Below are 25759 nucleotides of genomic sequence, written 5' to 3' on the forward strand. Positions count from 1 at the left end.
GTCTGCGTTATTGCTTCGTTATATTCCATGAACCGCTGAGTCAGAGTGAGAAGTCCGACCTTTAGGCATGAGTATGCGGCAGTCGGCGGTCATCACCCGAAACTTATGTATCAGGACTGTCGGGCGCTTGTTTCATTTCTGTGCCCCGTCAGATGAAGACAGCCTTCTTTGCTGCGTCCGGCCCCTCAGATCCCGAGAAGCAGCTTGGCGATGCCGAAGTAGATGAGCAGACCGGAGGCGTCGACGAAGGTTGTGATGAACGGGTTGGAGAACACTGCCGGGTCAGCACGCAGCGCCTGCGCTGCCATCGGCATGACTCCGCCGACGGTGGCGGCCATTGTGCACACGCAGACGAGGGTGAGCCCGATGACGAGTCCGATGTGGAAGTCGTACACCGCAGTTGTGAGCAGGAACCCGAGCGTGCCGAGCGAGAGCCCGAGCATGAGACCGACGAGGAACTCCCGGCCGATGACCTTGAACGAGTCCCGCGGGGACACATCGCCCAGCGCCAGAGCACGCGTGACCGTCGTTGCCGCCTGATTTCCGGTGTTGCCACCGGTGCCGATGAGCAGCGGGACGAACACCGAGAGCACGAGCATCTGGCTCAGTGTGGCCTCGAAGACCTCCAGCACCTGCACCGTCAGCGTCGCTCCGATGGCGAGCACGAGCAGCCAGATGATGCGCGAGCGCATGAGTGTGATGACCGAGGTCGACATGTACGGCCGGCGCAGCGGCTCCGAACCGGACATGCGCGCCAGGTCCTCGGACTCCTCGTCCTCGAGCACCGTGAGCGCATCGTCGATGGTGAAGATGCCCACCAGCCGCTGCTCGGAGTCGACCACCGGCATCGCCAGCACCTTCGCCTCCGCACATCGGCGGGCAGCGGTCTCGATTGGGGTGCGGGCGTGGACCATCTCAGGCTTGACCATGAAGTCGCGCACGAGCGTGTCCGGCTCCGCTTCGATGACATCGCGCAGGCTCACGACCCCGGTGACGATCCGGTCGGCGGTGACCACCGGGATTGTGTAGAGGGTCTCGGAGTCCTGCGAGCGCTCACGCACATGCTCCATCACCTCGGCGGCGGTCGCCTTCTCCTGCACATGCAGCAGCTGCGGGCTCATGCGGCGGCCGACCGAACCGCGCGGGTAGCCGAGCACAATGTTCGTCAGCTCCCGCTGCGACCGATCGAGGGTGCGCAGCATCTTCGACGCAACTCCGGCCGGCAGCTCATCGAGCAGCTCGACGGCATCATCGGGGTCGAGCTCGTCGAGGACGGCGGAGACCTCCTTGTCCGTCAGCCCGATGACGAGCTCACCGCGCAGCTCCGCATCGAGGGCGTCGAAGACCTGCGCAGCCCGATCCTTGGCCAGCAGCCGGTAGACGACCGCCCGATCGCGCGGGCTCATCCGCTCGATGACCGCGGTGACATCGCTGACGGTCATGTCATCGAGGGTGTGGGTCATGGAGTAGACGTCGTTTCGGTCGACGGCCTCCTGCAGCGACTGTTCGTAACTGGCGCGCAGCTCCTCAATCCGCATCGTGCCAACACCCTCCTTCTGTCTCATCGGCGCTCAGCCCCGCTGCTGAGATCCGCGCTTCGTCTATGCTGGCCCCATGTATGACGTGCAGCACAGTGAACGCACCCGCGCGACGACGAAGCGCCTCGACACCCTGCATTCCGCCAGCTACTTCTCACCAGCGGTGTCCCGTGCACTCGCCGAGGTGGGATTGGAGCACCCCTCAGGTGGGTATCTCGCCTCCCGCGCGGCTGCGCTCGGCCGGGTTCCGGCTTCCGTCGTCGCTGCGACGTTCTACAGTTTCAACGTTGACTTTATCAGCGAGTTCGTCCCCGCCTGCTGGGAAACGGCCGCGCCCGAGGCGGTGCTCGCCGCCCGCCTGCGAGGGGTCGAGGCGATGGTGGCTGAGATCTTCGCCGCCGACGGCGTCGAGACCGCTGCCCTGGCCGCTGCCGCAGCCGAGGCGGTGGCTCTCCTGGAGCCGGTGCTCGCGGCGATGCCGCCGGACGGCAGGCCGCTGTTCGCCGCCCATGCGGAGGCGCTGACCGAAGCGGTGAGCGGCAGTGAGGGACCGCTCGCCCCGTTCGTGCGACTGTGGGCAGCGGCGACGCTGCTGCGCGAGTTCCGCGGCGACGGGCATATCGCAGCACTCATCGGCCACGACCTGACCGGACTCGAATCGGTCATCCTGCACACCGCCACCGGCACGACGTTCACCCAGCGTGCCACGCTCAAGTCCCGCGGCTGGCCGGCCGAGCGGTGGGGTGCATGCGTCGAGCAGCTCATCGACCGCGGGCTGCTCGCCCGCCGCATCGAGGACGCTCCTGGGGCTGGCAGTGGCGAGGCCGCTCCTGGGTCCGGCAGTGGTGCGGGTGATGATTCCGATGGCCGACTCCAGCTCGCCGATGAGGCGATCGCGCTGCGGGCGGCGATCGAGGACGCCACTGATCACTCGGTCGCCCGATCCTGGTCGGTGCTTGAAGAGCCGGAGCAGGTCCGGCTGGCCGAACTGGCGCAGCAGCTGGCCCGCCCGGTGCTGAAAGCCGGCGTGTTCCCGGCCCGGGCCTTCGCCGCCTCGGCCCCGTTCGCCCAGCGCAGCTGAGGGAGGTCGCCCAGCGCGGCTGAGAGATCACGCCGCAGGGCTGCTCGACGCGTCAGTCCTCGTCTTCTGCGGAGGATCCGCTCACGGATTTCGCGGCAGTGGTCGCGTCATTGGTGGTGGGCTCGTCAGGCCGGAAGATGATCTTGCGGTAGTACTGCAGCTCACGGATCGAATCCTGGATGTCGCCGAGCGCCCGGTGACCGCCGGTCTTGGCCGGCGCGCAGTAGTAGGCGCGCGGATACCAGCGCTTGGTCAGCTCCTTGATGGAGGAGACGTCGATGATGCGGTAGTGCAGCACCTCGACGAGCTCGGGCATCTGCGCCTGCAGGAACTGCTTGTCGGTGCTGACGGAGTTGCCGGCCAGCGGAGCACGCACCGACGAGGGCACATGCTTGCGGATGTAGTCGATGACCTGGCGTTCGGCGGTGGCGGCATCGGTGCCGGAGTCGAGCTCCTCGATGAGCCCGGAGTCGGTGTGCATCTTGGTGACGAACTCACCCATCTGCGCGCGTGCGGCATCAGTCGGCCGGATGATGATGTCAATGCCCTCATCGACGGGCTTGAGGTCGAAATCGGTGACGATGCACGCGATCTCGACGAGTTCGTCGGTGCCGACCTGCAGGCCGGTCATCTCACAGTCGATCCATACAATCTTGTCAGTAGCCACACGCCAATCCTAGGACATGCCGCCCGACCACCTCGGGAACGGAACCCCCGCCTCGGGAGGGGGAGCGCCACCTCGGGAACGGAACCCCCCCCACCTCGGGAACGGAACCGTCGCCTCGGGCGCGGGGCCAGGCAGCCGGCGGACTGAGAGAACACTCAGGCTGGTTCACTAGCCTGGTCGGCTGTCCTCCGTGGTGCCGGGTGCTCCCGGGCGCGCACGGCGGGTCAATTACACTTGTATCACGCGTGCGCAGGCGCGTCAGAGGCGTTGAACGAAGGGACTCCATGCGCTATTTCTTTGCCGGGCTGCTGGTGGTGGCCGGCCTCATCGTCGGCGGAATCGGGATTCTGCAGAAGACGGTGTGGGCACCGGACGCCGAGATCATCAGCTCCGCGGACTTCGACGAGCCCGGTTCCGTCATCGTCGTCGAGCCCGGGGTGCTCAACCTCTATGAGACCCCGGCGAAGCTGACGGTCGAAGGCGAGGGTGAGATCACGATCGCGCAGGCGAGCAAGGAGAACGTCGATGCGTGGGTCGGCACCAGCACCCACACCGTCATCACCGGCATCGACGGCGAAGGCGGCCTGACCGCCGACAAGGTCGACGGCGAGGAGGACACCACCCCGCCGGTGGCCGGTGCCGATCTGTGGAACGCGGAGACCACCGCGGAGTCCCCGGCGCAGCTCGAATGGGATGACGAGGCCGGGCGCACGAGCTTCATCATCGGCACCGACGGCGAGGCCCCGGCCGCCTCGAAGGTCTCGCTCGCCTGGCCCAATGACACCACGACCTCGTGGGCGATCCCGTTCATGATCATCGGAGTGATTCTCATCGGTCTCGGCATCCTCAGCGGCTGGTACAGCCGCAAGCGCGCCATGCGCGAAGCCCAGCGCCGGCAGGCCCGGCAGGAGCGCCGGAAGAAGCTCGCCCAGACGGGTGCGGCGTTCGCCGTCGTCCCGGTCATCGCGCTCGCCGGCTGCGGTCAGGAGGAAGTGCCGAAGGCGCAGCCGTCGGACCCGCCGGAGACCGCGCCGGCCGTGGTCGATGACGCGCAGGCGGAGCGGATCCTCGGCCAGATCGCCGAGACCGTCGCCGGTGCTGATGAAGGGCTCGACGCCGAGGCGCTCAAGGGGCGTGCCGACGGGCCGTTCCTCGCCCAGCGCGAAGCCGCCTACAAGGTCAAGGACAAGGCCGAGGACGCCAAGCTGCCCCCAGCTGTGGCGGCTGACGAGATCGCGCTGAACTTCACCTCGGCGACGGATCAGTGGCCGCGCGTGACCGAGCTCGTGACGAAGAGCAGCGAGGACGGCAGCCTGCAGCTGCTCGTGCTCTCCCAGGCCGATCCGCGGGAGAACTACAAGCTGTGGGCGCAGACCTCGATCCTCGGCGGCGCTGAGATCCCCGAGGTGGCCGACGCCCGGCAGGGTGCTGAGCTGCTCGGATCCGATGCCGAGGGGCTGCGCCTGACGCCTGCCGATACGCTGAAGAAGTACGCCGATGTGCTGGGCAAGGGTGAGGACTCCGAGGATGCGAAGACCTTCACCGAGGACGCGCTGCGCAAGCACATCGCCGAGGCGCAGAAGAAGCAGAAGGACTCCCTGTCCGAGGGCAAAGCGAAGGCCGAGTTCGCCTATGACACCGAAGGCGCCGAGGTCGTCGCCCAGCGCACCGCCGATGGGGGAGCGCTGGTGACCGGGTCGATCCGCGGCACCACGACGATCAGCCCGGACAAGCAGGAAGACCGCGTCGGCCGGCTGACGCTGCCGAAGACGCAGTCGAAGATCACCGGGGAGAAGACCACGCAGAAGAAGCTGGAGACGGAGTTCCAGTACATGGTCACCTTCGTCGTCCCGCCCGGCGAGGACGGTGAGATCACCCTCGTCGGCTTCACCGAAGCGCTCACCGGCGCCAAACTGATCTGAGTTGGTGTCGGCGGTTTCGGCAGCGGTCAGGGTCTGCGCGGCGCTGGGACGCCGTGCCGGCCCGGCGCTCGGAAGCCGGGAGTCGCCGGACCAGCCAGCCTCACGAGTCCGCCAGCCTCCGCAGCATCCATGCGAAAGGAACACAGCATGACCGAATATCCAGGACACCCCGCCCCTGACTCCGCCGGCAGCCCCGCGGGCGGCCAGGGCCTCGACCTCTCCGCCGTCCGCAGCCGCAGCCAGGCCGGAGCCCACGCAGCCCAGGCCGGCGGCGCCAAGGCTGGTGGCGCCTCGGCCGGGGGTGCGCCGGCTGCCGGTGCCGATACGGTCAACGTTCCGGCGCTCGTCTTCGACGTCACCGAGGAAACCTTCAACGACGTCGTCGAACTGTCGATGAGCGTGCCGGTCGTCGTCGACCTGTGGGCCGACTGGTGCGGGCCGTGCAAGCAGCTCTCCCCGGTGCTCGACAAGGTCGTCGCCGATTTCGCCGGCAAGGTCGTGCTCGCCAAGGTCGACGTCGACAAGAACCCGCGCCTGCAGCAGATCTTCCAGGTCCAGTCGATCCCGACCGTCGTCGCGATCCTCAAGGGCCAGCCGGTGCCGCTCTTCCAGGGCGCGCAGCCGGAGCCGCAGGTCCGCCAGGTCTTCGAACAGCTCGTCGCCGCAGCCGCGCAGAACGGTGTCACCAAGACCGCCGTCGCCGCCGGTGAGCAGGCGCCGGCCGCAGCTGAACCGGCCCACCCCGAGGCGCTGGCCGCCCTGGAGCGCGACGACCTCGATGGAGCCGAGGAGATCTACCGCAGCGCCCTGGCTGAGGCTCCCGCCGATGCGGAGGCCCGCCTCGGTCTGGCCCGCGTGGGCCTGCTCAAGCGCGTCAAGGATGCCGATCCCGAGGCGGTGCGCGCCGCTGCGGCTGCGAACTCCACCGATGTCGACGCCGCCCTCGCATGCGCCGACCTCGACACTGCCGGCGGGCATGTCGACGATGCCTTCAACCGGCTGCTCACGATCCTGCCCGGCCTCGCCGGTGATGAGAAGGAGCGCGTGCGCACCCGGCTCGTCGAGCTCTTCGATGTCGTCGGGGCTGAGGACCCGCGGGTGACGAAGGCCCGCGCTCGCCTCATGCGCGCCCTGTTCTGATCTGATCCGCTCTGCTCGGCAGACTGAGCTCTGCCGGGCAGGCGCCGATCCGCTGCCCATCTGCCCCTGCACGAGAAAGGACCGCTCAACCGCGTGGTTCGCGTCATCCTCGCTGGCCTCTCCGCCATCGTCGGCCTCGTCTTCGCCGGCCTGGCGCTCTCAGCGATCTCGGTCGTCGGTGCCGACGACATCGTCGACGCTGCGCCCACGCAGGTGCACGATGGCGCCTATGCCTACGTGCTCAACCCGCAGCTCGTGCCGTTTGAGAACACCGAGGCGACGCTGCACGTCAGCGGGGAGCAGGATCTGTTCATGGGCACCGCCAGCGGCGTCGACGTCAACAGCTACCTCACCGGCATCGCCCACGAGGAAGTCACCGAGGTCGATATGCCGCAGCCGCTGAGCAGCCGGTTCGTCTCCGGCGAGCCGCTGCCGCTTAACGATGCCGCCAGCCGTGACTGGTGGACCGACTCGCAGACCGGCACCGAGCTCTCGCACACCTTCGACCTCGACGATGACACCGGCGACCTCATCGTCGTCGCTCCCGCCGAACCGGAGGGCAATCTTGACAACGTCACCGTGTCGCTGTCGATGGACACCGGCGGCGTGTTCCCCACCAGCCTGCTGGGGCTGGCGGCGGCGGTGCTCGCCTTCGGCACGGCCGCATTCTTCGTGCTGCGCTGGTTCGACGCCCGCCCGGGCCGCAGGCGCCGCCGGCAGCGCGGGGCCGGCCGCGGGAGCAGCTGGTCCAGCCGCCGTGGCGGGTCCGGTGGTGGATCAGGCCGTGGCGGGTCTGGCAGTGGTGGGTCCGGCAGTGGTGGGTCGGGCATGTCCGGGCTCGGCACGCGCGCCAAGGAGCTCGCCGGGAAGGCGAGGGCGAAGGCTGGCCGTGCCACCGCCTCGGCGGCGGGACTCATCGGCTCCGCGAGCGGCAAGGCATCGAAGAAGGGCACTGCATCGAAACACAGCCGGCACCGCGCGACGCAGCGCAGCACGCGGCTGGCGGCGCTCGGCTCGATCGCGGCGCTCGGCCTGCTCAGCGGCTGCTCTCCGCTGCCGATCGCCAAGCCGTCGACCCCGGAGCTCACGCCGATGGAACGGCCGGCGCTGCGTCCGGGGGAGTCCGGCGAGTTCCTCACCACCTACACTGAGCGACTCGACGCGAGTCTCAAAGGCGATGAGGAGTCGCTCGACAGCATTCAGGCGCCGCCGCTGCTCGATCGCACGCGTGCTGAGATCCTTGTCGCCGAGGCCAATGACACGGAGCTGTCGGCGGTGAACTTCGAGCAGGTCGTCGCCGGTGGGCCGAGCTTCGGGCAGTACCCGATGTGGTTCATCGCCTTCGGCAAGCCGGCCGACAATGACGAGACCGTGCAGGCGATGCTCGTCACCCGCGAATCAGCCGGCGCCGACTGGCAGGTCACCCAGAGCCTGTTCGTCCCGCAGGAGAACGTCCCGACGCTCGTGGCCGACGGGACGGGGGCGGTCAAGCAGTCCGGCGATGGCTTCACCGAGCTGGGTGTGAGTGCCAATGAGGCGCTGCAGAAGTACATGGAGACCGGCGAGGAGCAGGACGGCGACCAGAACATCGACTACGCCTCTGATGCGTTCAGCAACTTCCGCGACTATGTCGACGAGATGGCCGGCAATGACGACGCATTCGAAGGCATCAACGTCAGCTGCGGGCCGTACGACGAGGCGAGTGTGCCGCTGGGCTCCTACGGGCTGACGACCGAGACCGGAGATGTGTCCTTCGGGGAGGTCCGCTGCACGATCGAGCTGCAGGTGAAGTCCGGTGGGTCGATCGACGTCGGCGATGAGCTCAAGGCCGTCATGACGAGTGACCTGAAGGGCAAGAAGCTGCGCATCAACGCCTCGATCCCCTATATGCTGCTCGGCTCAGACCAGACGAACCTCATTGTCGGCTCCGATTGGTTCCTGCTGTCAGCCGAGACATCCGACTGAGGTGGGGCCGGGCTCGGCGTGCTGCGGGTTGGCTTGCTCCTGGGCTGGTACCGGCAGCCGGGGTCGGTTGGCGCCGGTGTCGGCGGGTTGCGAGTTGGCGGGCTGCGGTTTTCCATAAGGACAGCCCGGCGGAGTGGCCTGATTCAGCGTTGAGCGCGGGATAGGCGTTGAGAGCTGAATCGACGGCCGTCAATTCAGCACTGAACGACTATGATCCGGCCGAAACATAGGCGTTGAGTGCTGAATCGACGAGCTCAATGCGGTTGAGGCCCGATGTGGCGAGTCTCGACGTGGCAGAGGCTCGCCGCAGAACCCGACGACGGCCAACCCCGCCACCCGGCAGCCCGGTCACCCGGCAGCCCCGCCAGCCTGTCAGGCCCCGCAACGCCGCCAGCCCCGGCAACACAGCCACCCCCGTCACCCCTGTTCGGCAGCGACCCGCTTGCCGACCCGCCGCAGCCACAGGAGCCCGACAATCGGCAGCGCAAGCGGAACGAAGCCGTAGCCGATGCCGAACAGCGACCACACACTCGGCTTCTGGAACAGCTCCGGGTGGGTGAGGCTGAGGAATCCGACGACAAGCACGCCGATGAGCTCGAAGCTCGTAGCCGCCACTGCGATCCGGTGTGAGGTGCGGCTGCCGATGACGAGGCAGACCGTGGCGACGATGTAGACGACAGCGGCCAGCGCTGACAGTGAATAGGCCAGCGGCGCCTCCTGATAGTCGCGGATGAGCTGAACGCCGGCGCGCGCGGTGGCCGCCATGGCGAAGATCCCGTACACCGCCGTCAGTCCCCGGCCGGGACCGGAGTGCATCGCCGAATAACTCACAGCCAAATCTGGTCCATCCTCTCGATCATGATCCCCACGGTCGCAGCAGCGGCGGCCAGCACGCCCGGACCCCAGCGGGAGAGCTCGGCGAACGCCCACACCCCGGCCAGCGGCACCAGCACGATCGCGGTGAGCAGATATCCGAAGAACAGCACCCCATCGGTGTCGTCGGACTGTCCCCACATGACGATCGACACGACGAGCTGGACGAGCAGCAGCAGCAGCACCACTCCGGCGCCTGCGAGCATCGCGATGGTGGCCGGTCGGTTGCGGATCGTCTGCACGAGCGCCCACAGGCACAGGACGCCCGAGGCGATGAAGAGGGTGTAGGTCAGTACGGTGAGCACGCCCAATATTTTAGACCTTGGCGCAGGCCCCGCGTAGAATGGGGTCGGTGCGCGTCTATCTCGATCATGCCGCCACCTCGCCCATGCCCGTCGAGGTGCTGACGGCTTTCACGGAAGAACTCCACCGCGTCGGCAATCCCTCCTCGCTCCACGCGGACGGTCAGGCTGCCCGCATGCGCATCGAAGCCGCCCGCGAAACCCTGGCCGACTGCCTGGGCGCCTCCACCCCCTCCGAGGTGATCTTCACCTCCGGCGGCACCGAGGCCGACAACCTTGCGCTCAAGGGCCTGTTCTGGGCTCGCAACGACGGCGCGACCGCCGGGCCGTTCACCCGCCCGCGCGTGCTCGTCTCCAGCATCGAGCACCATGCGATCCTCGACACCGCCGAATGGCTCGAATCCTGTGGTGCCGAACTCGTGATCCTGCCGGTCGACTCCACCGGTCGCCTCGACCTGGCCGCCGCCGAGGCGGAGATCGCCGCTGCGCCGGAGCGCACCGCTGTCATCTCGGTGATGCTGGCCAACAACGAGATCGGCACCCTCCAGCCGATCGCCGAACTCGTCAGGCTCGCGAAGCCGCTCGGCATCCCGGTGCACACCGATGCGGTGCAGGCCTTCGGCCATGTGCCGGTGAACTTCGCCGAACTCGGGGTCGCCGCGATGAGCGTCACCGCCCACAAGCTCGGCGGCCCGGTGGGCATCGGCGCGCTCGTACTCGACCGCGCGGTCACCCCGGTGCCGGTGCTGCACGGCGGTGGGCAGGAGCGCAAGGTCCGCTCCGGCACCCTCGACGTCGCCGGTGCCACCGCCTTCGCCGCTGCTGCCGCACTGGCCTGCCGGCAGCAGGATTCCGGTGAGACCGCACGCCTGCGCGACCGGCTCATCGCCGGCATCGAAGAGCGCATCCCCGCCGCCCGGCTGTCGGGCCGCCGCGGTGAGGAGCGGCTGCCGAACAACGTCCATATGGTCTTCCCCGGCTGCGAAGGCGACTCGCTGCTGTTCCTGCTCGATGCCGCCGGCTTCTCCACCAGCACCGGCTCGGCCTGCCAGGCCGGTGTCTCCCGGCCCTCGCATGTGCTCATGGCCTGCGGGGCCGATGAGGACACCGCCCGGTCCGTCCAGCGCTTCACCCTCGGCCCGGAGACCACCGAAGCCGATGTCGATGCCCTCCTTCAGGTGCTGCCGGGCATCGTCGAACGTGCCGGCTGGGCCGGCATGGTCTCCGCCGCCCTGTCATGGCAGGCGGCTTCCACCTCGGGAACGGCGACCTCCGCCTCGGGAGCGGCGACCTCCGCCTCGGGAGCGGCAGCCGCCGAACCGGCAGGAGGGCAGTCATGAGGATCCTGGCTGCGATGTCCGGCGGCGTCGATTCTGCCGTCGCGGCGGCGCGCGCGGTCGACGCCGGTCACGAGGTGGTCGGCGTGCATCTGGCGCTGTCGCGGATGCCCGGGACGCTGCGCACCGGTTCGCGCGGCTGCTGCACGATCGAGGACTCCCGCGACGCCCACCGGGTCGCCGGCATGCTCGGCATCCCCTTCTACGTGTGGGACTTCTCTGAGCGGTTCAAGGAGGACATCGTCGATGACTTCATCGCCGAGTACTCCGCCGGGCGCACCCCGAATCCGTGCATGCGCTGCAATGAGCGCATCAAGTTCGCCGCCCTGCTCGACCGGGCGCTGGCGCTGGGCTTCGACACCGTGGCCACCGGCCACTACGCCGAGGTGATCCGCGCTGCCGATGGTTCGCCGGAGCTGCATCGCGGGCTCGACCTCAACAAGGATCAGTCCTATGTGCTCGGTGTGCTCACCAGCGAGCAGCTGGAGCACTGTTATTTCCCCATCGGCGCTTCCGCTTCGAAGGCCGAGGTGCGGGCCGAGGCTGCCGAGCGCGGCTTCCCGGTGGCGAACAAGCCGGACTCCTATGACATCTGCTTCATCCCGGACGGCAACACGAAGGCCTGGCTGGCCGACAAGATTCCCATGCGCCCGGGCCTCATCAAGGACGAATCCGGAGCGGTGCTCGGCGAGCACGACGGTGCGATGACGTACACGATCGGCCAGCGCAAGGGGCTCGGCATCGAGAAGCCAGCCGCCGACGGCAAGCCGCGCTATGTCGTGGGTATCGATGTCGCGGAGAACTCCGTGACCGTCGGGCCCAAGCAGGCGCTGCGCGTCGACCGGCTCGACGGCATCCGCACCACGTGGTGCGGGCGGCCGCCGGCTGATATCGGTGCGAGCGAAGAGACCGCGATCGACTGTGAGATCCAGATCCGGGCCCACGCTGATCCGGTGCCCGCCCGCGTATGGCTCGGCGAGATCGACGAGAGCGTGCCGGTCCATGAGGAGAGTTTGCCGGCCCCGCGCCCGCGCGGCCAGGTCATGCACGTCGCCGTCGCCGAACCGCTGTCCGGTGTCGCCGCCGGCCAGACGATGGTCGTCTACCGCGGCACCCGCGTGCTCGGCCAGTCGACGATCGACCGCACTGCCCGCAGCGCCGCGCTGCAGGACGCCTGAACCGCGCCCGAGGTGGTGGCTGGGTCGGCTGCGTGCCGCGCCCGAGGTGGTGGCTGGGCTGGTCGTGGGATGCCGGCTGGCCAGCGGTGAAAGGCCGGGGGCGGTTTCGGTAGTCTGTGCTCATGACCACCGCGCCCTACGGTTCCTGGCCGTCTCCCATCACTGCCGCTGACGTCGCTGCCGGATCCGAGCCGGTCTATCACGCCCGTTTCATCGGCCGTGCCGTCGTCTGCTCGGCCCGTGTCAGCGGTGAGGCCGGACGCATCGGCATCGTCGCCAATCTCTCCGGTCATCTGGGAGATGGGATCCAGCTGCTGCCGCCGAGCTTCAGCGCCCGCTCCCGGGTGCATGAGTACGGCGGCTGCGCCTGGGCAGTCGACCCGCACACCGGGATGCTGTTCTTCGTCAACGCCGATGACCAGCGCATCTACCGGCTCGACATCTCCGCGGTGCTCGACGGTTCCGCACCGGCCCCGACCGCTGTGCCCCAGCCGCTGACACCAGCCACCGGACTGGCGGTGCGCTACGGCGATCTCACCTTCTCCGGCGGGCGGATCCTCGCCGTCGAGGAGGTCCACGAGAACGCGGCCACCGCCTCGGGAACGGCGGCCAGCCAGCGGGCGTCGGAGCAGCCGATCACCCGCAGCATTGTGGCGCTCGACAGCTCCGGGGCGCACCGGCTGGCCAGCGGGCCGCGGTTCCTCGCGTGGCCGCGGATCAGCCCGTGCGGCACGCTGCTGTCCTTCATCGGCTGGGACCACCCGCACATGCCGTGGGACGAGACCGCCGTGCACCTGCAGCCGCTCGACGCGCAGACCGGCGCCCCGGCAGGGCCGGTCGAGACGATCTACCACCGGCCCGACGTCTCGGTGCTGCAGCCGGAGTGGCTCTCCCGCACCACCCTCGCCGTGACCGCCGATGCCTCCGGTCGCTGGCAGCTCACCGGCCTCGATGTGCCGGCCTTCCGCGCCCAGGCCCGCGGCGAGAAGGGCGTCATGCCCGCCGAAGAGGACCCGCTGCTCACCGTCGAAGGCGAGATCGGCGGGCCGCTGTGGATGCTGGGGGAGAAGCACTATCTGCCCGTCGACGGCGGCACGCGGCTGCTGGCGGCGGCCCGGCTCGGCACCAGCCGGCTCATCTGGGACAACCCGCGCTCGGGGGAACACCAGGAGCTCGGCTGCCCGCTGAGCGATATCAGCCTGCAGGACTACCGGGACGGCAGCGCGCTCATCATCGGCGGGTCCTCCGAGCGGATCCGCGGGCTCTACACCTACACGCTGGCCACCGGCGAGCTCGAACCGGTCGCCCTGTCCGCCGCCGCCCCGGACCGCACGCGCGCGGCCTATTATCCGCGCGCCGAGGTGCGCGAGTTCGACGGCGTTCACGCGATCATCTACCCGCCTAGCCACCCCGAATACCGCGGGCCCGAGGGGGAGAAGCCGCCGTACATCGCCTTCGTCCACGGCGGGCCGACCGGCCAGTCCGTGCCGATGGTGTCGGCCCACCACGCCTTCTTCACCTCGCGGGGGATCGGCGTCATCGACGTCAACTACCGCGGCTCCACCGGCTACGGGCGTGCCTACCGGGATGCGCTCAAGGGCCAGTGGGGCATCGTCGACGTCGCCGACACCGTCACCGCGGTCACCGGTCTGGTCGACGCCGGGCTGGCCGATCCCAAGCGCCTGGCGATCTCCGGCGGCTCGGCCGGCGGTTGGACGGTGCTGCGCGCCCTGACGAGCACCTCGGTGTTCGCTGCCGGAGCAAGCTACTACGGTGTCGGCGATCTGCGCGTCCTGGCTGAGGAGACCCACGACTTCGAATCCCGCTATCTCGACGGGCTCGTCGGCGTCTATCCGGAAGAGGCCGAACGTTATGCTGCGCTCGCCCCGGTCAACCTGCTTGATGAGCTCGCCGTGCCGGTGGCGATCTTCCAGGGCGACGAGGATCCGATCGTCCCGCCGAGCCAGGCCCGGCTGCTCATCGACGCCCTCGAAGCCCGCGATCTGCCCTATCATGCGACGTTCTACCGCGGGGAGGCCCACGGCTTCGTTCAGCCGGCCCATGTCACCGATTCGCTCGAACAGGAGCTGTCGTTCTACGGGCGCGTCATGGGATTTGCGACTCCGGGCCTGCCGGCTGCCCGGATGAAGGGGCGCGGCCGGTGAGCGAGCGCGTCTTCGCCTCCGGGCGCGGCGGCTGGCCGATCAGCACCGCCGCCTGGACTAGCGCCGGACGGCCCGCTGACGGTGAGGCCCGCGCCGAGTCCGATGTCCGCGAGGCCGCCCGGGTCTCTGCCGGGATGCTCGCCGATGCGGCGGTTCCGTTCCTGCCGGCGGTCACCACCGGGCCCGGCAGTGAGGGCGTCGCCCGGGCGGCCGCCCTGTGCGCGGACCTGACCGTCGAAGCCACTGCCGCAGGCTGGCGGCTGACCCACCTGCCCGGCCGCGACGCCCGCCGGGCGGCCTCCCGGCTCGGGGAGGATGCCGATGCCGCCGCCGAGGTGTTCGCTGAGTTCGCCGGTCCGGTCAAGCTCAGCCTGCCCGGGCCGGTGAGCCTGGCCGCGCTGCTGCTCGAACCCCGCGGCGAATCGACGCTGGCCGATCTCGGTGCGCGCCGCGACGTCATGGCCGGCTACGCTCATGGGCTCAGCGAGCACGTCACGCACCTGCACCGCCTCATGCCCGAGGCGCAGGTGATCGTGCAGTTCGATGAGCCGCATGCCGCTGCCGCACTGTCCGGGCAGCTGGCCACCACTGCAGGCCGTACACGCCTGCCGGCGCTGCCCGAGACAGAGGCGGTCACCGCCTGGCGAGATATCCGCGAGGCCATCGCCTCCGCCGCAGGGCACACGCTGGTCTTCCTGCCCGGGATCCGACCGCTGACCTGGCACAGCCACGGGCAGGCCCGCAGCCTCACCGAGGTGCTCACCGGTGCCGGCATCAGCGGCATCGGCATCGACGTCGATGCCCGCACAGACGCACGACTCTTCGAACAGGCCTTCACCTGGTGGGACGCCCACCGGCGAGCCGAGCCCGGCCACACGGTTCCGGCGCTGACGCTGGGAGTCGGGGACACCTCGGGTGCGGGGCTCAACGTCACGACCGCGCTGCGCCGGCTTATGGGCGTCGCAGAGACTCTCGGTCTGCCGGATGCAGCACTTGCCGACCTCGGATTCGTCGCCGGGCCGCCGGTGCCGTTGACGCGTCAGCAGGCGCAGGCGGCTGCTGCGGGGCAGTCGGCTCATCCGCGCAGCTGGCTGACTGCGGTGCAGCAGCTGGCGCAGGAGTGCGCGGGCCTGGCCTGAGCCCAGCACGGACCCGGCTGCTGGAGCGAACCAGCAGCCGAGCCCAGCCGGCGATCCTCGACCTACCGGGGAAGACATCGAGGACGATGAACGCGAAGAGGAACACAACCCCGTAGAAGGTGGCAGTCGCGGCCGCCGTCGCAGAATCGGTGACATAGGCCGTGAGCACTCCGGCCAGTGAGCAGATGACGGCGATGATGAGCGTCAGCGGGATGAGCGCGCGCAGGCGTCCGGTCAGCAGCCGTGCCGTGGCTGCCGGGACGACGAGGAAGGCGACGACGAGGATCGCTCCGGCGGCGTTGAAGGCAGCGGTGACGGTGAGCGCGAGGATGACGACGAAGACGCTGTCGACGATCCACGGCCGGAAGCCGGACTGCGCGGCGAAGGCGCGGTCGAAGCTGGCCAGCAGCAGCTCTTTGCGCAGCAGCCACAGCACGAGGCTCGACAGCGCTCCGACACCGAGCATGACCCACAGCCAGCGCGGACCGAAGCTGTAGCCGCCGGCGATGATCTCATCCATCGCCACGAGATTGAGGTCGCCGACAAGCACGGTCTCGACGTGGAAGTGCACGCCGGAGTAGTTCGCGGTGATGAGGAGCACGCCGATGGCGAACATCGCCGGGAACACAAGGCCGATCGGGGCATCGCCGGCCAGCAGCCGGGTGTGGCGCAGAAGCTCGATGAGCCCGACGACGACCACTCCCGAGGCGGCGGCACCGACGACGAGCCACGGGCTGGTGATCGAGCCGGTGAGCATCGCCATGACGACGATGCCCGGCAGCACCGAATGCGAGATCGCATCGGTGACCATCGACTGGCGGCGGATGACGACGAAGATGCCGGGCACCGCACAGGCCACCGCGGTCGCCGCAGTCAGCAGCGTGACAGAGAGGATGAGGCTCATGGGCGGCTGGCCTCCTTGGGTGCGGTGGCAGGCGCCGCCAGCAGAGCTGCGCGGCCGCGGCGGGCGCGCAGCGACCGGGCTGCCAGCGAGCGGCGGGGAGCGAAGAGCAGCGAGACGAGCACGAGACAGGTGAGCACGAGGACGATGACCGGGCCGGTGGGAACCGAGCCGATCGACACTGAGATCCACGTGCCGGTCATCGCTCCGAGCGCGCCGAAGGTTGCAGACAGGCCGACCATCGGTCCGACCCGCTGGGTCCACTGGCGGGCAGCAGCAGGCGGGGCGATGGCGAAGGCGACCATGAGGATGACCCCGACAGCCTTGATGCCGACGACGATCGCGATGACCATCGTGGCGAACATGACCGCGTCGACAAGGCCGACCCGGTAGCCCAGCTGCCGGGCGAACGCCGCATCGAAGGTCACGGCCACGAACGGCTTCCACAGCAGCAGCATGACGATGATCGCCCCACCGGAGAACACGGCAGTCGTGATGAGATCGGCGCGCGTGATGGTGGCGGCGCTGCCGAAGAGGTAGTCGCCCAGCCCGCCCTTGCCCGGCAGGGATGACTTCTGGATGAGTCTGAGGAATACCATCCCGGCACCGAAGCACAGCGCGAGGATGATCGCCATGGCGGCATCGATGCCGACCCTGCTGCGCCGCGCGATCGCATTGGCCAGCAGTGAGGATCCGAGACCGACGAGCCCGGCGCCGAGGATGAGCACCGGCAGTGAGCGGCCGTCGATGCCGAAGACGGTGACCGCGAGCGCGAATCCGCCGACGATGCCCAACAGCGAGGAGTGCGAGACGACGTCGGCCAGCAGCGATTGCCGGCGCAGGTAGGTGAAGGCTCCGAGCGCTCCGGCGCCCAGACCGATGATCCCGGTGCCGGCGAGCACCATCCGGTAGGAATGCTCAGCAAGCAGGCTCCACAGCGTCACTGAAGCACCTCGTGAGTGCGGCCCAGACCGTAGGCGCGGTCGATGACGGAGGCGGTGAGCACCTCGTCGACGGGCCCGGCGACAGCCTGCCCGCCACCGAGCACGATCGCCTCATGGCACAGTTCGGAGACGGCGCCGAGGTCGTGGTGGACGAGGACGATCGTGGCCCCGGCCGCGTGCCGGCGGGTGAGCACTTGACGGATCGCGGCCTCAGACCGGGTGTCGACGCCGGCGAAGGGCTCGTCCATGATGAGCAGATCGGAGTCCTGGGCCAGCAGCCGGGCGAGGAAGGTGCGCTTGCGCTGTCCGCCTGAGAGTTCGCCGATGGGCTGACGGGCCAGCTCGCTGATTCCGACCTCCTCCATCGCAGCGGCTGCCCGCTGCCGGTGCGCAGCGCGCGGCCGGGCGAACCAGCCGAGCGACCCATAGGTGCCCATGAGGACGGTGTCGGCGACGGTGATGGGGAAGTCCCAGTCCACGCCGGCGGTCTGGGGCATGTAGCCGATCGCGGCAGCGTCATGGGCGATCGTCACGCTGCCCGAACGGGCGGGCACGCTGCCGAGCACGGCGCCGAGGAGGGTGGATTTGCCGCAGCCGTTGGGCCCGACGAGTCCGGTGATGCGGCCGGGCGCGATATCGGCGCTGAGACCGGAGAAGACGGGACGCTCACCGTAGGCGACGGTGAGGTCGCGGATGCTGATGGCTGGAGTCATGTGGTTGCCTTTCTCGACTGCTGCCTTTCTGCGAAGTGGGGTGCTGAGCTGGAGTGGAGTGGTGCTGAGTTGCACATAAGCGGTGGTGCTGCTCGGAAGGGAAGGAGCTGCGGTGGCGGGGAAGGAGCTGCGGTGGCGGGGAAGAGGATCTCTGAGAGATGGCTCAGGCGCATGTCGGCAGGAGCCGCTGGCCGACATGCGCCCGGGTGCCCGGTGGGTGCCGGTGGTGACTACTTGTTCAGACCGGCGGCGATGGCATCGACATTGTGCTCGAAGGCACCGAGGTAGGTGTCGGTCGGTGCGGAGTCGCCGAGGGTGTCGGCGAAGAGCTCCTCGTCGGAGACTGCCGTCTTCCACCCCTTGGAGTCGACGGCTTCCTGCAGGGCGGTGATGGCCTGCGGGTTCTGCAGATTGTCGACGAAGATCGTCGGCACCTTCTTCTTCGCAATGAGATCGGCGAGCTCGTTGATCTCGGCTGCGGACTTCTCCGCTTCGGAGGAGACGAAGTCGGTGGCATGGATCTCGAGGTCGAACGTGCGGCCGAAGTAGTTGAAGGCGTCGTGGCCGGTGACGAGAATCCGCTTCTCCGCAGGGATCGCTGCGAGCTTCTCCTTGCCGCCTTCGGTCGCTTCCGTGATGGCCTTAGTGTAGTCCTCGGCATTGGCGCGGTAGTCAGCCGCATTCTCCGAATCGATCTCACCGATCTTCTCAGCTGCAGCAGTGACGGCTTCGCCCCAGAGCTCCGGATCGTTCCAGATGTGGGGATCGTGCAGTGCGTTGCCGTCCTCGTCCTTCTCCGGCCACGGCAGCAGCTTGTTCTGGCTGACAGCGTCGCCGACGCTCAGCTGCTTGTCGCCGAGCCCGGAGAGCTGATCGATCATATGCGCTTCGAGGTGCAGGCCGTTCCACAGCACGACGTCGGCCTTCTTCATCTTCTCCAGATCCTGGGTCGAGGGCTGGTAGGTGTGCGGGTCGCCGCCGGCCTTGACGAGGACCTCCACCTCGGCGTCGGGTGCGATGCGCTGAGCGGCGTCGCCAAGGTAACCGGTCGTCGCGAAGATCGACAGCGGGCCGTCCCCACCGGAAGCAGAGCCGGAGTCCGTCGCGCACCCGGAGAGTGCGAGGATGCCGGCGCAGGCCGCGGCGACAACAGCGGTAGGGATTGATGCAAGCTTCACGAGTACTCCTTCGCGACGCAGCCGGGTGGTGCTGGCTGCACGGGACATGACTCCTGAATCGTAGGTAAGGCTTACCTTATGAACAACTCATCATTGGTGCAAATGAATGGCTGAGTGACGCACTGGCGGGCTTCTGAGTTGCCCGACCTGCCTCCATGTGGCAGATGCCACATCGTGCGGCTCTGCCTCCCGCGTCGTGGCATGGAGCGTCTCACACTCGAGCCGCGTTCCGCCTCGGCGGCTCTGCCCGGACAACGGTGGGATAATGAGCTCATGATCTCAGGAACCGACACCACCGTCTCTGCCGACACCACCGCGGCTGACACCGCTGCGTCTGCCGACTCTGACGATGCGATCGTCGGCAGCCCCGACTCAGCCGATATCGCCCAGGCGGCCGCACACGGCCGGGAGTTCGACTCTGCGCGGGCGCGCGCCAAAGAGCTGGCCCTGGAGATCGATGAGCATCGTGAACGCTACTACGTCAAAGACGCCCCGACGGTCTCTGATGCGGAGTTCGACGCGCTCATGCGCGAACTCGAAGACATCGAAGGCCGCTTCCCCGAACTCCGGGATCCCGATTCGCCGACCCAGCGCGTCGGCGGCGGGGTCGACTCGGAGCTGTTCGCCGAGGTCGTCCACACCGAGCGCATGTACAGCCTCGACAACGCCTTCTCCCGCGAGGAGCTCGATGACTGGGCGGCCCGTGTCAACCGCGGCCTGGGCCGTGCGCCCAGCCGCTACCTGTGTGAACTCAAGATCGACGGCCTGGCAGTCAACCTCACCTATGAGCACGGCAGGCTGACACGGGCAGCCACCCGCGGCGACGGCCATACCGGTGAGGACATCACCGCCAATGTGCGCACGATCGGCGACATTCCCGCCCAGCTGTCAGGCTCCGGCCACCCGGCCCGGGTCGACATCCGCGGCGAGGTGTTCATCCCTGTGGAGGCGTTCCGCAAGCTCAACGAATCCCTGGTCGAATCCGGCAAGAACCCGTTTGCCAATCCGCGCAACTCCGCAGCCGGCTCACTGCGGCAGAAGAACCCGCAGATCACCGCGCAGCGCCCGTTGCACATGCTCGTCCACGGCATCGCCGCCTGGCAGCCGGAAGAGGGCGGTGAGGGCGCGGAGGCGCCGAGCCAGTCGGAGGTCTACGCCCAGCTCAAAGCCTGGGGTCTGCCGACCAGCGAGTACTTCCGCGTCGTGACGTCGATGGACGAGGTGCACGACTACATCGACTACTACGGCGAGCACCGCCACGATGTGCTGCACGAGATCGACGGCATCGTCGTCAAGGTCGATGAGTTCGACGAGCAGGCTGAGCTCGGCTTCACCTCCCGTGCCCCGCGCTGGGCGATGGCGTTCAAGTACCCGCCCGAGGAGGTGACGACAACGCTGCTCGACATCCGCGTCAACGTCGGCCGCACCGGCAGGGTCACCCCTTATGCCGTGATGGAGCCGGTGCTGGTGGCCGGTTCGACGGTGGAGAAGGCGACCCTGCACAACGCCCACGAAGTCAAGCGCAAGGGCGTGCTCATCGGCGACACCGTCGTGCTGCGCAAGGCCGGCGATGTCATCCCCGAGATCCTCGGGCCGGTGGCTGCCGCCCGCGACGGCTCGGAGCGGGAGTTCGTCATGCCGACCCACTGCCCGGACTGCGGCACGGAGCTGTATGAGCAGAAGGAAGGCGATAAGGACCTACGCTGTCCCAACAGCCGCACCTGCCCGGCTCAGGTCGCCAACCGCGTCGAGTATCTCGCCTCCCGCGCGGCCCTCGACATCGAGGCGCTGGGTGAGGAGGCCGCCATTGCGCTCACCCGTCCACCAGAAGGTGAGCCGCCACTGGCCAATGAGGCCGGACTGTTCGACCTGCAGGCAGAGGATCTTGCCGGCGTCAAGGTCTGGCAGGACAAGCGCGGCAAGGACGCAGCCGAAGGCGAACGCGAGCTCGTGCCGTACTTCTACACCAAAGACGGCTCCAAGCCGCGGGCCAACACCGAACGCATGCTCGAACAGATCGCCGGCGCCAAGGATCGACCGCTGTGGCGAGTGCTCGTGGCACTGTCGATCCGTCACGTCGGACCGGTCTCCGCGCGGGCGCTTGCCGGATACTTCCGCTCGATGGAGGCGATCCGTGCCGCCTCGGTCGAGGAGCTCTCCGAGATCGACGGGGTCGGGCCGGTCATCGCCGAATCCCTGCACGACTGGTTCACCGTCGACTGGCATGCCGCGATCGCCGACCAGTGGGCAGCTGCCGGAGTCAGGATGGAGGACGAGGCACCGGAGGACTCCGGCCGTCCACAGACCCTGGCTGGGCTCACGATCGTGGCCACCGGTACGCTGGCGAACTACACCCGCGACTCCATCAAGGAGACGATCATCGCCGCCGGCGGCAAGGCCTCCGGCTCAGTGTCGAAGAAGACCGACTACGTCATCGCCGGGGAGAATGCCGGCTCGAAGCTGACGAAGGCTGAGGATCTCGGTGTGCCGGTGCTCGACGAAGAGGCATTCGAGAAGCTGCTGGCCAACGGGCCCGATGCGGTGACCGGCTGAGGTCCTGCTGGCTCGATGGCCCACTGACCAAAAAGAGTGTTCAAACTTCGATGGTGAAAGGCCAATTCACCATCGAAGTTTGAACACTCTTTTCCGCCGGGGCTGTTTCCGCGGCGGCTCCCGCGGCTGTCACCAGGCTAGCCGCACTTGCTCGTCCGCCTGTCCCTGCCTGGGAAGAGCTCCCGGTCAACCGGTCTACACTGCCGCCATGAACGACTTGCCTCGCACCCAGCCCAGCTCGCCGGCCACCCCAGACTCGACCCCGAACTTCACGCCCGAGGAGCTGCGCGACTTCGCCTCCCGGTTCACCGCATTCGTCGACGCCATGGCCGAGTGCAGCACCGCCGGCGACCCTGCGGCCCCGAGCTTCCGTACGCTGCTGAGCGACCATCTCGGCGGCCCGGCCGAGCAGTTCGAAGCAGTCGCCAAGCGGTTCCCCATCTGGCGCTACGCTGACCTCGACATCGCCATCGAGGCGGTGCTCGGCGACGACCGCACTATCCACGGCATCAACACCTCAGAGGCCTCCTACGACTTCACCGAGCTCATCGCCAACCGCTACGAGGGCTTCGCTCCGGGCGCCGTGCAGTACGAGTCGGTGCCCACCGATCCCAAGGCGCGCCGCCGGGTCGCCGCGGAGGCGGTGTCCCTCTTCGTCCGCGACGGTCAGCCGATGGCACTCCTGCAGGCCCGCACCGGCGAGTTCGGCGAGCCTGTCTCCTATGTCTCGATCCTCGCCGGTGGTGATGCCGCCGCCGAGGCGGTGCTCACCGAGATCGCCGAGGCGATGAATGCCCGCTCGGCCCTGCGCGGGCAGGTTGTGACCTTCGGGGGAGGAGCCTTCGGCGAGGCGGCCCAGGCGGTGCAGTTCCATCCTCGCCCGCAGATTGCCGCCGACCAGGTGATCCTGCCGGCCGATTCGCTGGAGCGGATCCGCCGCCACGTGCTCGGCATCTCCGAGATGGCCGAGCGGCTGCAGGCTGCCGGGCAGCACCTCAAGCGCGGCATCCTACTCTACGGCCCGCCCGGCACCGGCAAGACCCACACCGTCCGCCACCTCATAGGGCTGAGCGTCGGCACCACCGTCATCATGCTCTCCGGGGAGAGCCTGGAGGCGATCAGCCTCGCCGCCGAGACCGCCCGCGCCCTGCAGCCGGCGATCGTGGTGCTGGAGGACTGCGATCTCGTCGCCGAGTCCCGCGACTTCTCCGAAGGCACCCGGCCGCTGCTCTTCGAAGTCCTCGACGCGCTCGACGGGCTGGCCGGTGATGCTGATGTCGCCTTCGTCCTCACGACCAACCGCGCCGAGGCGCTCGAGGAGGCGCTCGTGCAGCGGCCGGGCCGCATCGACCTGGCTGTCGAGATCCCGCGCCCGGACACGTCGGCCCGCCGTGCGCTGTTCGAGCTGTACTCCCAGCAGCTGAGCTTCAGCCCGGCCGCCCTCGATGAGGCCGCCGAGCGCACCGCCGGAGTCACCGCCTCCTTCGTCAAGGAAGCTGTGCGCCGCTCCGTCGTCCTCGCTGCCCTCGATGGGCGGGACGCCGATGATGCCTCGCTGCTGGCGGCAGTCGCCGAGCTGCGCGGGGATGAGGAGCGCCTGACTGCCTCACTGCTCGCCAGCGGGGGCGTGGATGAGGGGTTGGGCGCCGGTATCGAGGACTTCGATGGCAGCGCTGGTGCCGACGAGTTCGCCGGCGGTGCCACCGACTTCGGCACCGCCGGTTCCTGACGCCCGAGCCCTGACGCACCCCCGGACCACGAACGGGCCGCCCTGCCACCGGTTCAGCGAAGACTCAGCCGGGGCGAAGCGGGCCACCAACTGCAGGTGCCAGACTGCTCGCATGTGGATTCTCGCACGCCTCGTCATCGGCTCGGCACTCGTCTCCGGCACCGTCTTCGGCTCCGGCCACGTCACCCGGCTGATCGACACGCAGGCACTTCCCGATACCCCTGCCATCGCTGTCGAGGAAGCCGCCGCTGACAGCGACGACACCAGCGACACCCGGCGGGACGCCGTCGCCGAGGCGGGACCCACCGCCGCCCCGGAGGCCGCCTACCTGCCCACCGCCTCGGGCGCGGCGACCCGGCCCACCCGCCGGGACGACGATGATGACGAGGACACCCCCGCCTCGGGCGCGGCGACCAAGGAGAGCGCGACTGAGCGGGTGGAGGGCCTCGCTGCCGACCTGCGGCGGGCTGTCGCCAACGGCCACGCCACCCCCGAGGCGGCCGCCCGGTTCTTCACCGAAGTCTCCGGCTACATTCGCGAGGACGCCTGAGGCCCAGCCGGCGGTTAGACTCATCTGTGACACGAACGAAGACACAGAAGGGGTGACGATGTCGCAGACATCCGCGATCACCGCCGCTGAGGTCAGCCAGCTGGCCGACCTCGCCCGGATCGCCCTGACAGATGAGGAGCAGGCCGCGCTCACCGGCGATCTCAACGCCATTCTCTCCAGCGTGGCCGCCGTCCAGGAGGTCGCCACCGACGAGGTGCCGGCCACGAGCCACCCGATTCCGCTGAGCAACGTCATGCGCCCGGACACCGTCGGCGAGACGCTCACCGTCGATGAGGCGCTCTCCGGCGCGCCGGCCAGCGAAGACGGCAAGTTCCTCGTCCCGCAGATCCTCGGGGAGGAGTGAGCATGGCCGATCTCACTGATCTCACGCGCCTGAGCGCACTCGAACTCGCTGCCGGCATGCAGGCCGGCGATTACACCTCGGCGGAGGTCACCCAGGCCCACCTCGACCGAATCAGCGCCGTCGAGGAGCAGATCGGCGCGTTCATCACCGTCACCGCCGATGCCGCCATGGCCACCGCCGCCGACGCCGACCGGCGCCGGGCCGCCGGTGAGCAGCTGCACGCGCTCGCCGGTGTGCCGGTGGCGCACAAGGACCTCATCGTCACCGAAGGTGTGCAGACGACCGCTGCCTCGAAGATGCTCGAAGGCTGGGTGCCGCCGTACTCCGGCACCGTCTACCGCCGCACCCAGGAGGCGGGCATGCCGCTGCTGGGCAAGACGAACCTCGACGAGTTCGCCATGGGTGCCACCACCGAGAACTCCGCCTTCGGCCCGACGGCCAACCCGTGGAACAGCGCGAAGGTCCCCGGCGGATCCTCCGGCGGTGCCGCAGCAGCGCTGGCCGCCTACCAGGCGCCCCTGTCCGTCGGCACCGACACCGGCGGCTCCGTGCGCCAGCCGGCCGCCTTCACCGGCACCGTCGGCGTCAAGCCGACCTACGGCTCGGTCTCCCGCTACGGGGTCATCGCGATGGCCTCCAGCCTCGACCAGGTCGGCCCGATGGGCCGCACCGTCGCCGATGCCGCCGCCCTGCACGAGGTGCTCGCCGGCCACGATCCGCACGACTCGACGTCCCTGCGCGACCAGGCGCCCGGCTTCCTCGCCGCCGCCGAGGCCGGGGCTGCTTCCGGCAGCCTGGCCGGTAAGCGGCTGGGCGTCATCCGCCAGCTCACCGGTGACGGTGTGGAGCCCGGCGTGCAGGCCGCCTTCGACGAGGCGCTCGCGATCGCCGAGGCCGCAGGTGCTGAGATCGTCGACATCGACTGCCCGAGCTTCGCCTACGCTGTTGAGGCCTACTACCTCATCATGCCCTCGGAGGTGTCTTCGAACCTCGCCCGCTACGACGGCATGCGCTTCGGTCTGCGGGTCGAGCCCGAGGAGGGCCCGGTCACCGCAGAGACCGTTATGGCCGCCACCCGTGCCGCCGGATTCGGCGCGGAGGTCAAGCGCCGCATCATCCTCGGCACCTATGCGCTCTCGGCCGGCTACTACGACGCCTACTACGGTTCGGCGCAGAAGGTCCGCACGCTCGTGCAGCGCGACTTCGCCAGGGCCTTCGACGCTGCCGATGTGCTCGTCTCGCCGACTGCGCCGACGACGGCCTTCGCGCTCGGTGCGGCCAAGGAGATGGATCCGATGTCGCTGTACCTCGGCGATGTCGCGACCATCCCGGCCAATCTCGCCGGCGTGCCGGGGATGAGCGTGCCGGCCGGTGTGGCCGACGGTCTGCCGGTGGGCTTCCAGCTGCTCGCCCCGGCCCGTGAGGACGCCCGCCTGTATGAGGTCGGCGCCGGCATCGAGGCTGCCGTCAACGAGACTCGCGGGGCTGGCGTGCTCGCCGCCGCGCCGGAACTGTGAGGA

The 25759-nt window shown here is 68.8% G+C and carries 20 protein-coding genes; 12 read left to right on the forward strand and 8 right to left on the reverse strand.

What is annotated here, in order from left to right; genetic code table 11:
• Positions 1-185 precede the first annotated feature (185 nt).
• A complete protein-coding gene (gene mgtE / locus ACFFN1_RS08155) occupies positions 186-1565 on the reverse strand; it encodes a magnesium transporter (protein ID WP_376840188.1) in 1380 nt (459 codons plus the stop codon).
• A gap of 49 nt (positions 1566-1614) precedes the next feature.
• Between mgtE and ACFFN1_RS08160 the strand changes: the two genes are divergently transcribed.
• Complete coding sequence (locus tag ACFFN1_RS08160; RefSeq protein WP_376840189.1) at positions 1615-2619, forward strand: SCO6745 family protein; 1005 nt, start codon at positions 1615-1617, stop codon at positions 2617-2619.
• Positions 2620-2671: 52 nt separating this feature from the next.
• On the opposite strand, the gene orn is transcribed toward ACFFN1_RS08160, so the two are convergent.
• Positions 2672-3250 carry an oligoribonuclease gene (gene orn / locus ACFFN1_RS08165; protein ID WP_376840219.1) on the reverse strand — a complete coding sequence of 193 codons (579 nt, stop codon included), beginning with the start codon at positions 3248-3250 and terminating at the stop codon, positions 2672-2674.
• 320 nt (positions 3251-3570) lie between these two features.
• Here orn and ACFFN1_RS08170 point away from each other — a divergent pair, with 320 nt between their 5' ends.
• The 3 genes from ACFFN1_RS08170 to ACFFN1_RS08180 all read left to right on the forward strand — a co-directional run bounded on the left by ACFFN1_RS08170 (position 3571) and on the right by ACFFN1_RS08180 (position 8313).
• Positions 3571-5208: a DUF8094 domain-containing protein gene (locus tag ACFFN1_RS08170; RefSeq protein WP_376840190.1), complete on the forward strand. Its 1638-nt coding sequence runs from the start codon at positions 3571-3573 to the stop codon at positions 5206-5208.
• 147 nt (positions 5209-5355) lie between these two features.
• The gene (locus tag ACFFN1_RS08175) at positions 5356-6348 is read left to right on the forward strand and encodes a tetratricopeptide repeat protein (RefSeq protein ID WP_376840191.1); all 993 of its coding nucleotides are present in this window, start codon (positions 5356-5358) and stop codon (positions 6346-6348) included.
• A 93-nt stretch (positions 6349-6441) separates the two neighbouring features.
• Positions 6442-8313, forward strand: coding sequence for a DUF8094 domain-containing protein (locus ACFFN1_RS08180; RefSeq protein ID WP_376840192.1), 1872 nt, complete (start codon positions 6442-6444; stop codon positions 8311-8313).
• 417 nt (positions 8314-8730) lie between these two features.
• On the opposite strand, the gene ACFFN1_RS08185 is transcribed toward ACFFN1_RS08180, so the two are convergent.
• On the reverse strand, positions 8731-9129 hold the full coding sequence (locus ACFFN1_RS08185; protein ID WP_376840220.1) for a hypothetical protein: 399 nt from the start codon (positions 9127-9129) through the stop codon (positions 8731-8733).
• An 11-nt stretch (positions 9130-9140) separates the two neighbouring features.
• Positions 9141-9491 (reverse strand): hypothetical protein, encoded by a 351-nt coding sequence (locus tag ACFFN1_RS08190; RefSeq protein ID WP_376840193.1) that lies wholly within the window; start codon positions 9489-9491, stop codon positions 9141-9143.
• 47 nt (positions 9492-9538) lie between these two features.
• Between ACFFN1_RS08190 and ACFFN1_RS08195 the strand changes: the two genes are divergently transcribed.
• The 3 genes from ACFFN1_RS08195 (at position 9539) to ACFFN1_RS08205 (ending at position 14168) form a co-directional block, all read left to right on the forward strand.
• Positions 9539-10828 carry a cysteine desulfurase family protein gene (locus ACFFN1_RS08195; protein ID WP_376840194.1) on the forward strand — a complete coding sequence of 430 codons (1290 nt, stop codon included), beginning with the start codon at positions 9539-9541 and terminating at the stop codon, positions 10826-10828.
• Positions 10825-12003 carry a tRNA 2-thiouridine(34) synthase MnmA gene (gene mnmA, locus ACFFN1_RS08200; protein ID WP_376840195.1) on the forward strand — a complete coding sequence of 393 codons (1179 nt, stop codon included), beginning with the start codon at positions 10825-10827 and terminating at the stop codon, positions 12001-12003. The genes ACFFN1_RS08195 and mnmA overlap by 4 nt, the downstream gene beginning before the upstream one ends.
• A 122-nt stretch (positions 12004-12125) precedes the next feature.
• Positions 12126-14168 carry an alpha/beta hydrolase family protein gene (locus tag ACFFN1_RS08205; protein ID WP_376840196.1) on the forward strand — a complete coding sequence of 681 codons (2043 nt, stop codon included), beginning with the start codon at positions 12126-12128 and terminating at the stop codon, positions 14166-14168.
• Between the two features lie 951 nt (positions 14169-15119).
• Here the strand turns inward: ACFFN1_RS08205 and ACFFN1_RS08210 are convergent.
• The 4 genes from ACFFN1_RS08210 to ACFFN1_RS08225 form a co-directional block, all read right to left on the reverse strand.
• The gene (locus tag ACFFN1_RS08210) at positions 15120-16211 is read right to left on the reverse strand and encodes a metal ABC transporter permease (RefSeq protein ID WP_376840197.1); all 1092 of its coding nucleotides are present in this window, start codon (positions 16209-16211) and stop codon (positions 15120-15122) included.
• Positions 16208-17152 (reverse strand): metal ABC transporter permease, encoded by a 945-nt coding sequence (locus tag ACFFN1_RS08215; RefSeq protein WP_376840198.1) that lies wholly within the window; start codon positions 17150-17152, stop codon positions 16208-16210. The genes ACFFN1_RS08210 and ACFFN1_RS08215 overlap by 4 nt, the downstream gene beginning before the upstream one ends.
• The gene (locus tag ACFFN1_RS08220; RefSeq protein ID WP_376840199.1) at positions 17149-17865 is read right to left on the reverse strand and encodes a metal ABC transporter ATP-binding protein; all 717 of its coding nucleotides are present in this window, start codon (positions 17863-17865) and stop codon (positions 17149-17151) included. Before ACFFN1_RS08220 ends, ACFFN1_RS08215 begins: the two co-directional genes overlap by 4 nt.
• Before the next feature lie 230 nt (positions 17866-18095).
• The gene (locus ACFFN1_RS08225) at positions 18096-19043 is read right to left on the reverse strand and encodes a metal ABC transporter substrate-binding protein (protein ID WP_376840200.1); all 948 of its coding nucleotides are present in this window, start codon (positions 19041-19043) and stop codon (positions 18096-18098) included.
• A 273-nt stretch (positions 19044-19316) separates the two neighbouring features.
• Between ACFFN1_RS08225 and ligA the strand changes: the two genes are divergently transcribed.
• The 5 genes from ligA to gatA all read left to right on the forward strand — a co-directional run bounded on the left by ligA (position 19317) and on the right by gatA (position 25756).
• Positions 19317-21596, forward strand: coding sequence for an NAD-dependent DNA ligase LigA (gene ligA, locus ACFFN1_RS08230; RefSeq protein ID WP_376840201.1), 2280 nt, complete (start codon positions 19317-19319; stop codon positions 21594-21596).
• Between the two features lie 208 nt (positions 21597-21804).
• The gene (locus tag ACFFN1_RS08235) at positions 21805-23325 is read left to right on the forward strand and encodes an AAA family ATPase (RefSeq protein ID WP_376840202.1); all 1521 of its coding nucleotides are present in this window, start codon (positions 21805-21807) and stop codon (positions 23323-23325) included.
• A gap of 112 nt (positions 23326-23437) precedes the next feature.
• Positions 23438-23875, forward strand: a complete 438-nt coding sequence (locus ACFFN1_RS08240; RefSeq protein WP_376840203.1) for a hypothetical protein — start codon at positions 23438-23440, stop codon at positions 23873-23875.
• Positions 23876-23933: 58 nt separating this feature from the next.
• Positions 23934-24239, forward strand: a complete 306-nt coding sequence (gene gatC / locus ACFFN1_RS08245; protein WP_376840204.1) for an Asp-tRNA(Asn)/Glu-tRNA(Gln) amidotransferase subunit GatC — start codon at positions 23934-23936, stop codon at positions 24237-24239.
• Between the two features lie 2 nt (positions 24240-24241).
• Positions 24242-25756: an Asp-tRNA(Asn)/Glu-tRNA(Gln) amidotransferase subunit GatA gene (gene gatA / locus ACFFN1_RS08250; protein WP_376840205.1), complete on the forward strand. Its 1515-nt coding sequence runs from the start codon at positions 24242-24244 to the stop codon at positions 25754-25756.
• Positions 25757-25759 lie beyond the last annotated feature (3 nt).

The organism is Brevibacterium otitidis, from assembly GCF_042429315.1.
Classification (GTDB): Bacteria; Actinomycetota; Actinomycetes; order Actinomycetales; family Brevibacteriaceae; genus Brevibacterium; species Brevibacterium otitidis.

Coding starts and splice junctions, on each gene's coding strand:
- ACFFN1_RS08185 (WP_376840220.1), bottom strand. CDS start 9,129: ATGCACTCCGGTCCCGGCCGGGGACTGACGGCGGTGTACGGGATCTTC.
- gatA (WP_376840205.1), top strand. CDS start 24,242: ATGGCCGATCTCACTGATCTCACGCGCCTGAGCGCACTCGAACTCGCT.
- ACFFN1_RS08235 (WP_376840202.1), top strand. CDS start 21,805: ATGAACGACTTGCCTCGCACCCAGCCCAGCTCGCCGGCCACCCCAGAC.
- ligA (WP_376840201.1), top strand. CDS start 19,317: ATGATCTCAGGAACCGACACCACCGTCTCTGCCGACACCACCGCGGCT.
- ACFFN1_RS08220 (WP_376840199.1), bottom strand. CDS start 17,865: ATGACTCCAGCCATCAGCATCCGCGACCTCACCGTCGCCTACGGTGAG.
- ACFFN1_RS08175 (WP_376840191.1), top strand. CDS start 5,356: ATGACCGAATATCCAGGACACCCCGCCCCTGACTCCGCCGGCAGCCCC.
- ACFFN1_RS08240 (WP_376840203.1), top strand. CDS start 23,438: ATGTGGATTCTCGCACGCCTCGTCATCGGCTCGGCACTCGTCTCCGGC.
- mnmA (WP_376840195.1), top strand. CDS start 10,825: ATGAGGATCCTGGCTGCGATGTCCGGCGGCGTCGATTCTGCCGTCGCG.
- ACFFN1_RS08170 (WP_376840190.1), top strand. CDS start 3,571: ATGCGCTATTTCTTTGCCGGGCTGCTGGTGGTGGCCGGCCTCATCGTC.
- orn (WP_376840219.1), bottom strand. CDS start 3,250: ATGACCGGCCTGCAGGTCGGCACCGACGAACTCGTCGAGATCGCGTGC.
- gatC (WP_376840204.1), top strand. CDS start 23,934: ATGTCGCAGACATCCGCGATCACCGCCGCTGAGGTCAGCCAGCTGGCC.
- mgtE (WP_376840188.1), bottom strand. CDS start 1,565: ATGAGACAGAAGGAGGGTGTTGGCACGATGCGGATTGAGGAGCTGCGC.
- ACFFN1_RS08160 (WP_376840189.1), top strand. CDS start 1,615: ATGTATGACGTGCAGCACAGTGAACGCACCCGCGCGACGACGAAGCGC.
- ACFFN1_RS08210 (WP_376840197.1), bottom strand. CDS start 16,211: ATGAGCCTCATCCTCTCTGTCACGCTGCTGACTGCGGCGACCGCGGTG.
- ACFFN1_RS08205 (WP_376840196.1), top strand. CDS start 12,126: ATGACCACCGCGCCCTACGGTTCCTGGCCGTCTCCCATCACTGCCGCT.